The organism is Hutsoniella sourekii ATCC 700629, assembly GCF_000518205.1.
GTDB classification, from domain to species: domain Bacteria; phylum Bacillota; class Bacilli; order Lactobacillales; family Aerococcaceae; genus Hutsoniella; species Hutsoniella sourekii.
The window spans coordinates 1-14,596 of the sequence record NZ_JADD01000038.1 but is presented as its reverse complement, the minus strand read 5'-3'; the positions used below and the strand labels follow the sequence as shown (position 1 = coordinate 14,596).

The 14,596-nt window shown below is 40.7% G+C and carries 15 protein-coding genes; 11 read left to right on the top strand and 4 right to left on the bottom strand.

Features of this window, described 5'->3' with window-relative positions:
* Positions 1-278 (bottom strand): helix-turn-helix domain-containing protein (locus tag T408_RS0108510; RefSeq protein ID WP_028118714.1); only part of this gene is annotated, 278 nt, incomplete at its 3' end.
* A gap of 194 nt (positions 279-472) precedes the next feature.
* Between T408_RS0108510 and T408_RS0108505 the strand changes: the two genes are divergently transcribed.
* Positions 473-1,231, top strand: a complete 759-nt coding sequence (locus tag T408_RS0108505) for a cyclase family protein (RefSeq protein WP_028119551.1) — start codon at positions 473-475, stop codon at positions 1,229-1,231.
* Positions 1,232-1,326: 95 nt separating this feature from the next.
* Positions 1,327-2,568, top strand: a complete 1,242-nt coding sequence (locus tag T408_RS0108500; protein ID WP_028119550.1) for an MFS transporter — start codon at positions 1,327-1,329, stop codon at positions 2,566-2,568.
* Here T408_RS0108500 and T408_RS0108495 read toward each other — a convergent pair.
* A complete protein-coding gene (locus T408_RS0108495) occupies positions 2,565-3,029 on the bottom strand; it encodes a DUF202 domain-containing protein (protein WP_028119549.1) in 465 nt (154 codons plus the stop codon). The genes T408_RS0108500 and T408_RS0108495 overlap by 4 nt on opposite strands.
* A gap of 107 nt (positions 3,030-3,136) precedes the next feature.
* Here T408_RS0108495 and T408_RS0108490 point away from each other — a divergent pair, with 107 nt between their 5' ends.
* The 3 genes from T408_RS0108490 to hemW all read left to right on the top strand — a co-directional run bounded on the left by T408_RS0108490 (position 3,137) and on the right by hemW (position 5,596).
* A complete protein-coding gene (locus T408_RS0108490) occupies positions 3,137-3,607 on the top strand; it encodes an AI-2E family transporter (protein ID WP_051444857.1) in 471 nt (156 codons plus the stop codon).
* Positions 3,608-3,678: 71 nt separating this feature from the next.
* Positions 3,679-4,239 carry a DUF937 domain-containing protein gene (locus tag T408_RS11305; protein ID WP_235731633.1) on the top strand — a complete coding sequence of 187 codons (561 nt, stop codon included), beginning with the start codon at positions 3,679-3,681 and terminating at the stop codon, positions 4,237-4,239.
* A gap of 226 nt (positions 4,240-4,465) precedes the next feature.
* A complete protein-coding gene (gene hemW / locus T408_RS0108480) occupies positions 4,466-5,596 on the top strand; it encodes a radical SAM family heme chaperone HemW (protein WP_028119547.1) in 1,131 nt (376 codons plus the stop codon).
* Positions 5,597-5,660: 64 nt separating this feature from the next.
* Here hemW and T408_RS0108475 read toward each other — a convergent pair whose 3' ends face one another.
* Positions 5,661-6,491 (bottom strand): alpha/beta hydrolase, encoded by an 831-nt coding sequence (locus T408_RS0108475; RefSeq protein WP_028119546.1) that lies wholly within the window; start codon positions 6,489-6,491, stop codon positions 5,661-5,663.
* A gap of 109 nt (positions 6,492-6,600) precedes the next feature.
* Between T408_RS0108475 and T408_RS0108470 the strand changes: the two genes are divergently transcribed.
* From T408_RS0108470 to T408_RS0108450, 5 genes are all read left to right on the top strand, one after another.
* Entirely contained in the window at positions 6,601-7,308 is a 708-nt protein-coding gene (locus T408_RS0108470; RefSeq protein WP_028119545.1) for an MgtC/SapB family protein, read from the top strand.
* A gap of 32 nt (positions 7,309-7,340) precedes the next feature.
* Entirely contained in the window at positions 7,341-8,837 is a 1,497-nt protein-coding gene (locus T408_RS0108465) for a Spo0B domain-containing protein (RefSeq protein WP_028119544.1), read from the top strand.
* Between the two features lies 1 nt (position 8,838).
* On the top strand, positions 8,839-9,555 hold the full coding sequence (locus T408_RS0108460) for a response regulator (RefSeq protein ID WP_035420491.1): 717 nt from the start codon (positions 8,839-8,841) through the stop codon (positions 9,553-9,555).
* A gap of 139 nt (positions 9,556-9,694) precedes the next feature.
* Positions 9,695-10,762 (top strand): AEC family transporter, encoded by a 1,068-nt coding sequence (locus T408_RS0108455; RefSeq protein WP_028119542.1) that lies wholly within the window; start codon positions 9,695-9,697, stop codon positions 10,760-10,762.
* Positions 10,763-10,788: 26 nt separating this feature from the next.
* A complete protein-coding gene (locus T408_RS0108450) occupies positions 10,789-11,799 on the top strand; it encodes a 2-hydroxyacid dehydrogenase (RefSeq protein ID WP_028119541.1) in 1,011 nt (336 codons plus the stop codon).
* A gap of 207 nt (positions 11,800-12,006) precedes the next feature.
* On the opposite strand, the gene T408_RS0108445 is transcribed toward T408_RS0108450, so the two are convergent.
* Entirely contained in the window at positions 12,007-12,429 is a 423-nt protein-coding gene (locus T408_RS0108445) for a MaoC family dehydratase (RefSeq protein ID WP_035420489.1), read from the bottom strand.
* Positions 12,430-12,919: 490 nt separating this feature from the next.
* Here T408_RS0108445 and rlmD point away from each other — a divergent pair, with 490 nt between their 5' ends.
* Positions 12,920-14,314, top strand: a complete 1,395-nt coding sequence (gene rlmD, locus T408_RS0108435; protein WP_028119538.1) for a 23S rRNA (uracil(1939)-C(5))-methyltransferase RlmD — start codon at positions 12,920-12,922, stop codon at positions 14,312-14,314.
* Positions 14,315-14,596 lie beyond the last annotated feature (282 nt).

The following is a 14,596-nucleotide window of genomic DNA, read 5'->3' as shown; positions in this document are numbered from 1 at the left end:
TCATGAATGTTGAAATGAATAGCTACATCCTGATAAGAAGCGCCGGTCTCCTGCTTAAATCTTAATACATTCAGTTTAAAATTCAATGGATAGTGTTTGTTTGACTTCCTTTTCTTAAGCCCTGACGGGCCTTCCTCTCGAAACTGAGCTACCCATTTTTTGACTAAGGAAGAACTGGAAACGTCATATTTTTTGGTCAGTGACTCGTACCCTAACCGACCTTTTAAGTACTCTTGTACAATTTGTAATTTAAATTCGTAAGAATATTTTTTGGACATAAAATAACCCCCAAAAGTTAGATTTTTAACTCTAACTTTTGGGGGTCAGTACAGGCTTCCACATGGAAGAGCGGTTCTTTTTTTATCTTATTATGGATCGTTAGATGGGTGAATTGAATTAAGATGCACTGAAAGAGTTTCCATGCTAAAATAAAAGGAGAAATTATAGCTAAGTATTAGAAAGAGGAGATCTTATGTACCCAATCCACAAGCTATTAGATCAATTAAAAGAATATGAGTGGATCAATTTAACTCATCCAGTGACAAAGGATATGCCTGTTTACCATGCCTTTGATCCACTGATTGAAGAACAATTAACGACATTAGAAGAGACGGGATCCAACAATAAACAATACACTATTGGAACTTCCCACGGAACCCATATTGATGCTCCGGAACATTTCGTAGGGGGATTGCGAAAGTTAGAAGATTTATCGACTCAAGAACGAGCATTGCCTCTGTATGTTCTGCACCTTGAAGCAGAAGTCAAAGAAAACCCAGATTACTCAGTATCTGTTGAAGATATTCTAGCTTTTGAAGAAAAATACGGTCAGATTCCTGCAGGCAGTTTTGTTGCCTTCTCAAGTGGTTGGCACCATCGCTTTGATACGGCTGAAAATTATGAAAATCCCGATTCTGACGGTGTCCAACATACGCCAGGTTGGTCGGTGCCGGCTTTGGAATTCTTAAGTCGCGAGCGTCAGATAACGGCTATCGGACATGAATCGTTAAATACAGATACTGGAGTAGAAGCAGCGGAAGCAGGAGATCTAGTGGCTCAACGCTTCTGGTTAGGGGAAGATAAATATCAGGTAGAGAACATGGCTAATTTGGATCAAGTGCCAGCGGTAGGTTCGATTATCATTGTAGCTATGCCTCATATCCAAACGGCTCCAGCATTCCCTTGTGAAGCCTATGCCATTGCTCCTGAGCGCCGGGATCCCAAAGTATAAGATAAGAAGTATAGAAGGGCTATTTCGCTTAGGAATAGCCTTCTATTTTTATTAACTGTTAACCGATTTATGAATACCCAAAGGAGATAAATTAAATGAAACGCTTTGGCTATACGAAATTAGAGTGGTCCTGGATTATGCAAGATTGGGCCAATTCTGCTTATTCGCTCATTGTCACAACAGCCATCTTCCCTTTATTCTTTAAAGCGATGGCAGAAAGTAATGGTGTTACAGCCTCGGACTCTACCGCCTTCTTGGGCTATGCTAATTCACTTGCTACGATTACTGTTGGCTTATCAGCCCCCATCTTAGGCACGATGGCTGACTTTGAAGGAAGGCGCCAACCGATGTTTACCCTAGCCACGCTCTTGGGGGCCTTGTCCGTTCTAGCGATGGCGTTTGTTCCTGACCATTCTTACTCTTGGATCTTGTTATTAATCTTATATGTTGTGTCAAGTATGGGCGCAGCGGCTGCTAATATTTTCTACGATGCCTCCTTACTTGATGTCACCAACCATCAGCGGATGTCACAAGTCTCAAGTATGGGCTTTGGTATGGGCTATATTGGCTCAACGATTCCGTTTATTCTTGTTATTTTCTTAATGAAACAGTTAGATGGAACGGCTGTGGTGCGTTTTAGCTTCGTATTAACGGCATTCTGGTGGCTTTTGTTTTCTGTTCCCTATTGGAAGAACGTTAAGCAAGTTACAGGTAAATCAGCCAGTCATCAATTGGTCAAAGATAGCTTAAACCGGCTAAGAATCACCTTGTCAAATGTCCGTCAGTATAAAAATGTCTTGATCTTTCTATTGGCTTACTTTTTATATATAGACGGTGTCGGGACAATCATTAAAATGGCTACTTCCATCGGTGCAGATTTAGGAATTTCTGCTAGTACGCTTATTCTAGTTCTTCTACTTGTGCAAATCGTTGCTTTTCCTTGTACCATTATCTACGGTCACCTGGCTAAGCGTTGGGGAGATAAACGCCTGATTTATGTGGGTATAGGGACCTATATTGGTATATGTGTCTATGCTTATTTTATGCAGACAAGTACGGATTTCATGATACTGGCCTTTCTTGTTGGTAGTGCGCAAGGAGGTGTTCAATCCTTGAGCCGATCTCTATTTGGTAAGTTAGTCCCAGAAGGGCGTAACAATGAATTTTTTGGACTTTATAATGTTTTTGGTAAATTTTCTTCTTTAATAGGAACTAGTCTGCTAGGAATTATTTCCCAAGTCACTGGGAATTCTTTAAACGGTATTTTTGGCTTGATAGTACTCTTTATCATTGGAGGTCTTCTATTATGGCCTGTTCAGGTTGAGTCCAATCATTAGTGCGAATTGTGTGTGAGATAGAGCAAATAATAAGCGGCGATGCAAATAGCCAATAGAAAGAAGCTAAAGAGACTGATAAATAGATAGTCTTGGCGGAAACGTTGTTTGGCTGGTGATTTTGGATCGATTGTTTGAACTTTATAATGATAGTCTCTAGAATAACCTAGCCAACCAAAGACAAAAGCCAAGAGTCCGATGGTAATAAGGGCATAGGCCAAATAAGTCGATACATTGGCATAGGGACTGGACTTTAATAATTGACCCAGAGCTGTTCCAGCACTGGTAATTGAAAAGCCAGTTCTCACCCAAGCAGCATAAGTTCTTTGAGAAGCTTGTGCAGTACGTAAGGTGGCTTTATCTGTTCGTTCACTAGCCAGAAAGGTTCTGATTAGGGCTAATTGTTCATTGGTTGAAAGGTCTTGATTGTTGAGTAATTGGTCGAGTTCGAAATCATTTATCATTTTATCTTCCTCCTATAGTCTTTAATGGTTGATTATTAGTTAAATCAGTCTTAAGTCTGCTGTATCTTAGTTTGGGTTTATTTATAATTATAGCATGGAGGAGATCAATGATAACAGATAAGGATTTTTGGATCCGGGTATTCCAGCTTACTTTTCAAAATATTAAGCGCTTAGCCCGGGCGGAGTTTAAAGTTTTAGGGCTGTCAATTATTTTGTATGGTCTAGCCTTTTATTTACTGGATTATGCTTACTTCTGGTTGATCGGTGTCGGGATTGCTGTCTTTTCCTTACTGCCGGTGCTAGGGGCAGGGATGATCTTTGTTCCTTGGATTATATATGAAGCCTTCTTTCACAGTCCTAGCCAGGCCCTATGGTTATTCTTGGTCTACATTGGGGTGGAATTAGTTAAGCAAGTAGCCGAAACTTGGTTTCTAGGTAAAGACTTAGCTATTCCCTGGTGGATGCCAGTGATTATGATGATTGCTTCTTCTCTATTGTTTAATGTTTTTGGGGTCATCATTAGTTCATTGCTGATTCCATTTATTGCTGCCTTCAAGGAAGTTCAGCGGAACTACTAGTTTTGGAAGCCGTTTTCATTGAAGACAGGAAGGAATTACGCTACACTTATCTTATAAAGGAGGGGTTATCAATGGCCTTATTTGATCAAATTGGAAGCTTAGTGGATATGTTTACTCAAGCTAATCAAACTCAGCAAGACTCTCAAGTATTAGCCAACCGCGCAGGGGTTGATATCAAAGACTTATCCAAAATCGCAGCCTTAGGACTACCTGCCATCTTGCAAGGATTGAACCGTAACAATCAATCTCAAGAAGGACTGGATGCCTTCAACCAAGCCCTCAACCAGCATGAACAAGATATTGATCGTTATTCTAGTTCCAATGATTTAGCAAATCAAGTAGACGAACAAGATGGTGACAAGATTCTCGGGCACGTCTTCAATGATAAACAGTCAATCATTGATCGAATTGCTGATACCTTAGGCATAGAGCCCGCTGCTGTCAAGCGTGTACTTATCTTATTGGCACCGATTGTCTTAAAGTATTTGGCGGATCAGAAGAGACAAGGTCAATTAGATGCAGATGGTGTTCAAAAGCAAACAGAACGTCTAGCCAGAGAAACCAGTCAACAAGTCGAACAAGATTCATCTATTTTAGAACAAATTTTTGGATCAAACCAAGCAAACGACTAATGATTCTCAGTCTGGCGGATTATTAGGAAATATTTTTGATCTTATTCGCTAGTAGTTAGATCTGTCCGAGAGATTCGGACAGTTTTTTTATTGATCGAGTCTATTAGTGAGCTTGCTGGAATTTTTAAACTTCTTCTAAATTAAGAAAAGTTTTTTGTTGACCCATTGGTTGCTTTCTATTAATTTAAGAAAGTCTAGTTAATTAAGTAAGTAAAGTGAGGAAGTTATGTCGAACAATCTTGGACTTTATATACACATCCCCTTCTGTCAGAAGCAGTGTCATTACTGTGATTTCTTAACGTTTGTTGGCCGTGAGGACCAGATGCGCCCTTATATTGACCACCTACGAATGGAGATCAAATTGCATGCCCGCCGGTCAGAGCGAGTAGATACAATTTATTTCGGCGGGGGCACACCGTCCTATTTACCGACTCATCTGATTAGAGAAGTGATGACAGCGCTAAGAGAGAACTTTGCATTGAGTCCAGATTGTGAGATCGCAATCGAAATGAACCCTGAATCGGTGACTGAAGAAGCTTTATTAAGTTACTTAGATCTTGGTTTTAACCGTTTTTCAATGGGCGTCCAAAGCTTTGATGATCGAGTTTTAAGATTAATGGGACGACTTCACAATAAAGAAAGTGTGCTCCAAAAGATTGATCTCATGGGAAAGTTAGGGATTGACAATTATAGCATTGATTTGATGTTTGCTAATCCGGGCCAAGATTTCCAAGTATTGGAGCAAGATATCAAAACTCTCAAGAATCTACCGATCAACCATGTTTCCTATTACTCATTGATGTATAAGGAGAATACGGCCTTCTACCGCTGGCTCAAGACGGGTCAAATAAAGCCGTATAACGATGAGGTTGAACGCGAAATGTATCACTACATCCAATCAGAATTAAGAGCTTGTGGCCTTCAGCAATATGAGATTTCAAACTTTGCTAGACCGGGTTATGAGAGCCATCATAATATGAAGTATTGGCAATTAGAAGATTATCTAGGACTTGGTATAGGAGCGTCTTCTAATATTGGACTCGTCCGAACCACTAATGTCCCTACCTTTGAGAAATATTATCAAATGGTGGAGGAAGGCCAGTTCCCTTGTCAAGTAGATGAAGAATTAACCCTAGAGGACCGTGAAAAGGAATATATCATCTTATCCATGCGCTTGTTGAAAGGATTTTCAATTGATAAGATCAATCAGCGCTTTGGCATTGATTTTGAAACCAAGTACCAAGAAGCCATTCATAAACACTTGCAGACGGGCTTGGTGCAAATTGATCAGGGTCATTTTCAATTTACCGACAAGGGATTAGATATCGGCAATCAATTTTACTTAGATATTATTTAACAAAACGGTCCCACCCCTCACTAAATGTGGGCGGTGGGACCGTTTTATGATGGATAATAACAGATCAAGCCTTTCTAACTTCCTTTAGCCAACTAACTGCTAGTGGGAACCATTGGGCAACGTGGTCTTGAATCTGGCTAGGACGCTTAGCAATGTCGGGGGTTGCTAAGGAGAGGCCATGTTCACCCGGTTGGAAGAGATGAAGTTCAAAGGGAACCCTTAGTTCATGGAGTCGTGTGGCTAACTGTAGGGAATTGATGGGATCGACTAAGCGATCTTCTCCGGTGGTCCAGATAAAAGTAGGAGGCATGGATTGGTCGACCTTGTTAAGTGGTGAAATTAGGTTAATTTCTTCTTGTGTTGGCTGACTGGTTCCTAGCGCCATCTGATAGTAGAGGGCATTTCTTCCTTGCATAATACCTTCTTCATTAAGGGGTGGATAGGCCAAAATTAATTGTTGGAAGCTGAGATCCTCTATTTGGGCATGGACTGCTTTTTGGAGCCAAGCTTCTTTGGCGTAGACGGCAAATTGGCAAGCCAAATTAGCCCCGGCGGAAAATCCGATAAGTGTGACGTCATGAGGGTCAATGCCCAAGTGATCAGCTTGTTGATGAACTTGTTTAAAGAGAGTAGCCACTTCTAAGAGTGGTTGTGGAAACTTAGAGACGGGGTTATCGATTAGTTCGCCTTCAACGCCTTCTGTACTATAATCCAAGACAATAGTGGAATATCCTTCTTGATAGAAGGCTTCTGCCACTGGTTGGCCTTCACGGTGGGAGGTCACCGCATAAGCTCCACCCGGTAGGATAATGAGCAGTGGATTCTTTTCAGAATTTTCCTGTATGTAGTAGCTGACTTGTCCTTTTTTGCCAATGCTTTCTTGGTAAGTCTTCATAATAAATGGCCTCCTTCTGATGATAGTTCTAGTTTAACAATAAACGCCATGAATGTCTTTATTTGTTAGCCCATCTGATTATGATAGAATAGTGCATATGAAATTTAAGATGAAAGGAGTCGCTATGTTAATACAAGATATTTTGATTCGTCTAGCAATTGCTGTTTTTGTATCAGCAGTCATTGGTACGGAAAGAGAAAATAAGAATCGTCCGGCAGGAATTCGAACCCATATTCTAGTCTGTGTGGGAGCAACGCTGATTGCCTTGATGCAAGACCAGATCAACTATGAAGCCCGGATGTATGCCTTGAGTAACCCTCAATACATGGGAATTGTTCAAGTGGACCAGGTCCGGCTGATAGCCCAAGTGGTGAGTGGCATTGGCTTTCTTGGGGCTGGAACCATTGTTGTTACCAAACAGTCTATTCAAGGACTGACAACAGCTGCAACCATCTGGGCAGTTGCTTGTTTAGGACTTGCTATCGGTGTAGGCTACTATGAGATTGCTCTTATTGGCTTTGCTGTAATCTGGTTTGCCTTAACAATTGTCAAGCGTCTGATTGGGATTAAGGTTGAGAAACGCTTAGAAGTTAAGTATCAGCATCGATTAGAAACCAAGCAGGTCTTAGAAGACTTTTTTATAAATAGGAAAATCAACATTAAAGACAGTGAGTTTTCCGTAGAAGGTAGAGGGTCAGATAAGATTTACTTTAACTCTTATGACTTCGAACTACCCAAGGGTATGACACCAGCAGAGATCGTCGAAGACTTGTCGCGGATTGATAGCATCTTGTCAGTTCGTGTCATTGGTATTTAAATCTTCAAGTTCAGCGGAAGGGTTCGTATTCAATGAAGAAACTATGGCAAAATCAAAAACTATTACTTAAATTATTATTGATGAGCTTGACCTTGGTGGTTGTTTCATTATTAGTGATGTATGGCGTCTTAATAAATGGGACTAAGCAACGAGTCCTTCATGACCAGGGTCAGCAAATTTTGGCTGTTGGCCATGAAGTGGCCGTAAATCCACAGGTGATTCAAGCGATCGAATCAGGCCAGACCTCCCAAGGAATCCAAGATTATGCGACCAAAGTTGAAGAAAGGTTCCAGTTAGATTATTTAGTGATTATTTTAGCGGATAGTATTCGCTTAACCCACCCTAATAAGAGCTTGATTGGCAGTCATTTTCAAGGAGAAAACGACCAATATCGGGCATTGGATTTAGGAGAATCCTACTATCATACAGGGAATGGTCCCCTGGGTCGGTCATTGCGAGGCTTTGTTCCTGTCTACAATGATCAAGAGGAAGTTATTGGGGCGATTTCATTAGGGATTACCCTCCCTAACTTGCAACGCTTCATTGATCGGACCAATCGATCCTTAGTGCGGTCCTTGATCGTTTCATTTATTATTGGTAGCTTCTTGTCTCTGCTGCTAGCTCTTTCCTTAAAGAACCAAATGTTAGGAATGGAGCCTCAAGAGATTGCCAGTGTTCTTGAAGAAAGAAATGCGATGTTTCAGAAGACACGCGATCCGATTCTATTAATTAACACACAGGGACAAGTGACCTACTTGAATGAGGTAGCGCGTAACAATTGGCCAGATATTGAAGGGCAAGATATTCAGGCCTTATTTGATGGGATTACTTTAATGAATGATTCAGACTTACAACTGATCCATGATCGCCTAAACAAGCACTCCTATGTGGCTTCGCTAGCTAAAGTGAAACCTAGAAAGCAAGTAAGGGGCTATATCGTTATTCTTAGAGATACGAGTGAACTACAATCACTGGTCACTCAATTGGATCATTCGGAATACTTTGCCAAGCAATTGGCCAAGCAGAATCATGACTTTATGAATAAACTTCACGTTATATATGGGCTTGCTGATTTTGAAAGGTTGGATGAATTGAAAGATTATCTCACCCAGCTAAGTCACAGTGAGGTTAACTTCAACCAGAATATTCAACTCTTAATAAATAACTCTGCCATTGCTGGTCATCTCTTGATTGACCAAGCCAAGCGGCAACTATACGATGAGATTTCAATTGAAACGGAACTACCCAGCCCGTCCAACTACCAGGAAACAAGCAATTGGTTGAATGAAATTCACTATTTTGAGTCTTGGTTACAAGAATTAGAAGCTAAGAGCTCTCTTCCAGTGATTGCTTCGATTTCAATGAATTATCAGGAGGGTGAATTGATTACTGATATTTGGTTGGATGACTTAGGAGCTAGATTAAGAGAGCAAGCAGCAAGTGATTTTAAAGAGCGGGCTAACTGGCAGGTAGATTTAATTATGGAACCAGCCGTACACCTAAGATTACTGATTGATTATGGAGGATAAGATGACTTATCAGGTATTATTAGTAGAAGATGATAAGATGGTTCAAGCCATCAATGAAGATTATGTTAATCGAACCCAAACCTTTCATGTAGCTCAAGTCGCCGCAAGCTATGACGAGGCCAAGGAAGCTCTAGCTACAAACACTTATGATCTAATCTTAATTGATGATGACTTAGGGTCTAATCAATTGCCAGGTAGCGCCTTAATTAAGGAGATAAGAGTGGCCAATCTTGCGACCCATATCATTATGTTAACTGCTCAAGATGATCAAGCAACCATTCAGGAAGGTTTGAATTATGGTGTTCACGACTACATATTAAAGCCCTTTAGTTATCAACGCCTTAAATCGAGTTTAGATCAACTAGCTAGTAAAATGAGTTTACTTGAAGGAAACAACCGATTGACTCAATCCGAATTGGATCAACTTTATCTAACAAAGAGTGGGGCGCTCGCTGTTAATCAGAGCCAATACGCAGACTTGATTGAGGGCCCCTTGGAAAAGGGGATCACACCCGCCACCTTAGAATTAATTCTGGAGGCAATTGATATAGCACCAGAAATTTTCACCATTGCGGACCTAACCAAAATGACAGAAATTTCACATGTCACCGTGCGCAAGTATATTCATTTTTTGACACAAAAGAAAATTTTGAAGACACATCAAGAGTATGGAAATACCGGCCGTCCGACGATTTATTATTTAAAAAACAAAGAATAGAACTTCATTTTGTGAAATAAACATCAAATTATTTAAAAACTTTTTTTAAGTTAAATAAAGTGGTTTGATGTTTATTTCACATGTACACTAATCTTAGTTATTGAACCGGATCAATAAATAATGATTAGGAGAGAAATTTATGTCAATTGGTGAAATTTTAAGTTCGACTTTTACAAACATGAATTTTATTAGTGCGATTGTATCCACTATTGGTATTATTCTTATTGGTTATATTTGTCGTCGTCGAGGAGTCTTCAACGAACATGCTTCCAAGGTCTTGTCAAATGTTGTATTGAAGTTGGCTATCCCGTGTTTGGCCTTTAATGCTTTTATGCAAGATTTGAATACGGAACAATTGAATCAGAGTATGAGCATTCTTGTTTGGGGCTTTCTAGTCTATATTCTATTTATCTTTGTGACCCGCCTAACCTACGGTAAGTTTAAGGGAGATCAACAGATGGTTCTTAGAATGCTGACTATCTTTGGATCTACAACCTTCTTTGGTATTCCAATCGTTTCTGCTGTTTATGGAGCGGATGGAACCATCTATGCCAATGTCTTTAATATTGGTTACCGTGTCTTTCTTTATTCTTATTGCTATATCATGATGAGTGGCTTGAAGTTCAAGAAAGAAAACTTAAAAGAAATCTTCTTGAATCCAACGATCTTATTTACTGTTGCAGGTCTACTAATTTGGGCCTTCCAAAACTATTTACCAACGATTACTGTCGAAGCGGTGGATAAGGCAGGAGAGGCTATTGTGCGTCAAGCACCTATCTTGCGAACAGATTTAGTTTTACCTCCTCTCTATAAATTAATGGGTTACCTAGGAGGCTTATCATCTCCACTAGCATGGTTGTCAATTGGTGCCACGCTTGGTGAGACCGAGATTGGACAAGCTGTTGCTGATCGAAGAGTTTGGTACTACTCACTCAACAAGATGGTATTGGTGCCACTCATCTGCTTAGTAATTTCAGCTTTATTATCAGGAATAGGTATCCTTCCAATGGATTATGCCGCAATTGGTACGACCGTTGTGATGATGGCTACGCCTCCAGCAACCGTAGCCGTATCTTATGCGATTGGATTTGGTAAGGAAAGTCAATTAGCTTCAAACTGTTCATTTGTTGGAACTTTGGTTGCGACTATTGCGATTCCATTATGGTTGGTCGTTATTCAAGCTCTACAAGCTGCCGGTATTATTTAATTTAGAAGAATAAGGAGAAGATAAAGATGACATTAAAGATTGCTTGTTATGGTGTACGTCCTAATGAAGTCCGTATTTTTGAAGAAAATAATAAATATGGTTATGATTTAACCTTGATTGAGGACTTGTTAACTGAAGATAACATTGAAACAGCCAAAGGCCATGACGCCGTGCTTCTACGAGGAAATTGTGTGGCTAACCGAGCTAATTTGGAGAAGATGAAAGACTGGGGGATTAATCTTGTCTTTACCCGGACTGTCGGCTTTGACCATATTGATCTTCAAGCCATTGAAGATCTCGATCAATTAGTGGCTCGGGTGCCTGGTTATTCACCAAATGCGATTGCTGAATTAGCGGTAACGATGGCGATGACCCTACTACGTAATGTAACTTATACAACTGATCGTACTGCTCATGACTTAGACTTTAGAGTGACACCACGTATGTTCAGCCGGGAGATTCGTAATTGTACGGTGGGGATCATTGGCTGTGGCCGTATTGGTGTAACTGAAGCACAATTATTCAAGGGATTAGGTGCCCGAGTGATTGGCTATGATATCTATCAATCAGACTACGCCAAATCAGTGGTTGAATTCAAAGATACCGTTGATGAGCTTTTAGCTGAAGCGGATGTTGTCAGCTTGCATGCAGCTTATATCAAGGGTGAAAATGATCAAATGATTAATGCTGATTTCATCTCCAAGATGAAAGATGATGCAGTCTTGATCAATACTGCTCGTGGTGAATTACAAGACAATCAGGCCATCATTGATGCGATTAAGGCTGATAAACTTTATGGGTTTGGGACAGATGTCTTACCTAACGAACGACCAATCTTCTTCCAAGCGTTTGATCAATTAAGCGATATTCCAGATGAAACGGTTCGTGAATTAGTCCAATTATATCCGCGCGTTCTGATTACTCCACACGTGGGTTCAAATACAGACGAAGCAGTTAAAAACATGGTAGAAACATCCATGGATAACTTCCACGAATACCTAGAAACTGGATCTGTAACCAACCGCGTTCAAAAATAAAGTTATCTATACGTTAAAATAAAAATTCAATATCAAAAGAACAAGAAGAGTCGAATCTTCCTAACCGAGTAAGGGCGTCGAGACAAGGTCTCAGAAACTCTTAATATCTTGGTTAGGAAGATTCGACTTTTTCTGTTGAGTGAAATAAATTTCATTATTTGCTAGAGCTGTAGACGACTGATAGAATAAACAGCCTAGAAAAACTTTTTATGGTAGAATCACCCGAGCCTTACCGGTGATTACCTTCTGACCATCTTGGTTGATAATGGTTGTTTTGGCATCAACGAACTGGCCCTTATCCTTCTTGGCTATAATCTCAATTTGGCAAGTTAACTGATCACCAATATAGACAGGTTGGCGAAAGCGAAAATCTTGTGAAACATAAATCGACCCTGGGAAAAGAGTACCTACTAGTCCCGTCACCATGGTAGCACCAAACATCCCATGAGCAACGCGGGCGCCATAACGGGAGGCCTTGCCTGCTTGTTCGTCCAGATGGATAGGGTTAAAATCACCTGTGGCTTCGGCAAATAATTGAATGCGTTCGTCGCTCGCTATCAAGGGCTCTGATTGAATAGTATCGCCTACTTGTAAATCATGGTAAGAAGTTGTTTGTGTAATTTCAGCCATAATGATCTCCTTCAGTAAAGTTTTCTTTACTTTATCATGGCTGGAAATTAGATGCTATAATGGAAAGTGATTAGCGCAAATATGAGTTGCTTGATCTGATATACTGGTAGAGTAAAGGAGCTTATTATGAAGTATATGAATCCAAATATGCGTAAGACTAAGAACACACACCCGCTCAAGGTGTCCTGCAATAGCTGCAAACAGCCCATCCTTATCTACCAAAAGGGCGGTAAAAGCAACTTAATTAAATTACAATTTCCTCGAATTATTGAATCTGAATTCCCCCTAGATCCTGAACAAAAGGGTTTATTTTGTCCTTTCTGCCACAAGCAACTAGGGTCTTTGAGAGATTTTGAAGGGAATCCTACTTATTATCTCATTCGAGGTCTCACTAATAGTCAGCGCATGGGGTATTATAAGTACCCATGATGAATTTGTTAAGCAGTAATCCTGTCGTGAATCCAATAATTTTGAAACAAAGAGGTGTCAAATGGCAAGAAATACCCATCCTACAGAAATATTAGAAGTTAATGTCCAAGGGCTGGATGATAAGGGAAATGGCTGGGCTCATTACCGCCATCCTTCAGAAAAAGGCCCATATGGACGCAAGTTAAAGTTAACTCTTCCTTCCACCTTACCTGGTGAAAAGGTTCGAGTGACGGTACCTAACGCTAGGGGAAGAAAACGGGCAACAGTCCACTATGATGAATTATTAGAAACTTCCCCGGACCGAATCAAGGTTATCGACAGTCCCCAGGACCATCCTGGCGGAACTCCTTTGGAGATTATGTCTTATTCTGCCCAACTTCAACTCAAAGAAAACCTAGTGAAACATTACTTGTCTGAACAAGGTTTCGATGAGAACTTGGTTGAACCTATCATTGGTATGGAGGATCCGCTTCATTACCGGAATAAAATGGAATTTACCTTTGGCTTGAATTATGCTCTTGGTATGCATAAGCAAGGTAATTTCCGTCAAATAGTCGACTTGGAAGAGTCACTAATTGCAACTCCTGAGATGATGGCTATTAAAAAGATTGTTAGCCAGTGGCAAAGGGATTGGCAATTGCCTCATTACAATAAGGAGGACCGAAGCGGTTTACTGCGTCACTTGATGCTCCGTCAATCCTTTGCGACTGGAGAATTGATGGTAGCACTCTTTGCGACAAGGACTAAGCATGATGAAGCAGCCACAGACTTGAAGAATCGTTTGCTGGAATCCTTCGACCAGTTAGCCTCCCTGTTATGGATCAAGAACGAAGACATTGCTGACCGAACTCAAGCCGATGAAGTAGAAGTACTACATGGTCGAGACTATATTCTAGATGAATTATATGGCTATCGCTACCGGATCTGGTTTGATACCTTCTTCCAACCCAATCCCAAGCAAGCCCACCGCATGGTTGATCTTGCCTTGGATCTGGCGCAAGTAGAAAGGGACCAACGCGTCCTTGACTTATTCTGCGGCGTGGGAACTTTTAGTCTGCCCTTTGCTGGACGCTGCCAGGAATTAGCTGGTATTGAAATCGTTGAGACATCGATCGAATCCGCTAAACGCAACGCCCGTGACAACGGCTTAGACAACACTTACTTCCTCGCCAGAGACGCCCGTAAGGGGATGGTTGAAGTCCAAGAAGAATGGGGTCAACCGGACTTACTCTTACTGGACCCACCAAGAAGCGGTGCCGGTGGCAAGGTTATGCGCCGCATCGGACGCCTGGCTACTGATAAGGTCATCTACATCTCCTGCAATCCCAAGACCCTAGCGGAAGACTTGGTCTGGCTGAGAGAATTTGGCTATGAACTACAAGTAGCTTACCCGGTTGACCAATTCCCAATGACGATGCATGTTGAGAGTGTGGTATTGATGGAGAAGAAAAAGTAGTGTAAATGTGATTGAATCAGCCTTTCTGCTAGATAGGATTTCTAGTGGAGAGGCTGATTTTTTGATAAAAGTAAGAAAAATTATAAGAAAAGCCAGATTACTGACCGAGTGTTTGGGAAACTGGTCGATGAAAAGATATTTGATGAGATGAAGACCTTCTAAGGATATGGTAAGATTTAATCACTGACAGTCAATTTAGAATATTTGGAAGCGGCAGAAAGGAGAATTTTATGTTAAAGGAAACTTATGAAGAGAACGAACATGTAAAAGTTAACAGCAAAG

Bases quoted from the DNA above. Each gene is read 5' to 3' on its own strand.
- T408_RS0108495 (WP_028119549.1), bottom strand. From the start codon at position 3,029: ATGATAAATGATTTCGAACTCGACCAATTACTCAACAATCAAGACCTT.
- T408_RS0108460 (WP_035420491.1), top strand. From the start codon at position 8,839: ATGACTTATCAGGTATTATTAGTAGAAGATGATAAGATGGTTCAAGCC.
- T408_RS0108475 (WP_028119546.1), bottom strand. From the start codon at position 6,491: ATGAAGACTTACCAAGAAAGCATTGGCAAAAAAGGACAAGTCAGCTAC.
- T408_RS0108500 (WP_028119550.1), top strand. From the start codon at position 1,327: ATGAAACGCTTTGGCTATACGAAATTAGAGTGGTCCTGGATTATGCAA.
- T408_RS0108450 (WP_028119541.1), top strand. From the start codon at position 10,789: ATGACATTAAAGATTGCTTGTTATGGTGTACGTCCTAATGAAGTCCGT.
- rlmD (WP_028119538.1), top strand. From the start codon at position 12,920: ATGGCAAGAAATACCCATCCTACAGAAATATTAGAAGTTAATGTCCAA.
- T408_RS11305 (WP_235731633.1), top strand. From the start codon at position 3,679: ATGGCCTTATTTGATCAAATTGGAAGCTTAGTGGATATGTTTACTCAA.
- T408_RS0108505 (WP_028119551.1), top strand. From the start codon at position 473: ATGTACCCAATCCACAAGCTATTAGATCAATTAAAAGAATATGAGTGG.
- T408_RS0108455 (WP_028119542.1), top strand. From the start codon at position 9,695: ATGTCAATTGGTGAAATTTTAAGTTCGACTTTTACAAACATGAATTTT.
- T408_RS0108465 (WP_028119544.1), top strand. From the start codon at position 7,341: ATGAAGAAACTATGGCAAAATCAAAAACTATTACTTAAATTATTATTG.
- T408_RS0108490 (WP_051444857.1), top strand. From the start codon at position 3,137: ATGATAACAGATAAGGATTTTTGGATCCGGGTATTCCAGCTTACTTTT.
- T408_RS0108470 (WP_028119545.1), top strand. From the start codon at position 6,601: ATGAAAGGAGTCGCTATGTTAATACAAGATATTTTGATTCGTCTAGCA.
- T408_RS0108445 (WP_035420489.1), bottom strand. From the start codon at position 12,429: ATGGCTGAAATTACACAAACAACTTCTTACCATGATTTACAAGTAGGC.
- hemW (WP_028119547.1), top strand. From the start codon at position 4,466: ATGTCGAACAATCTTGGACTTTATATACACATCCCCTTCTGTCAGAAG.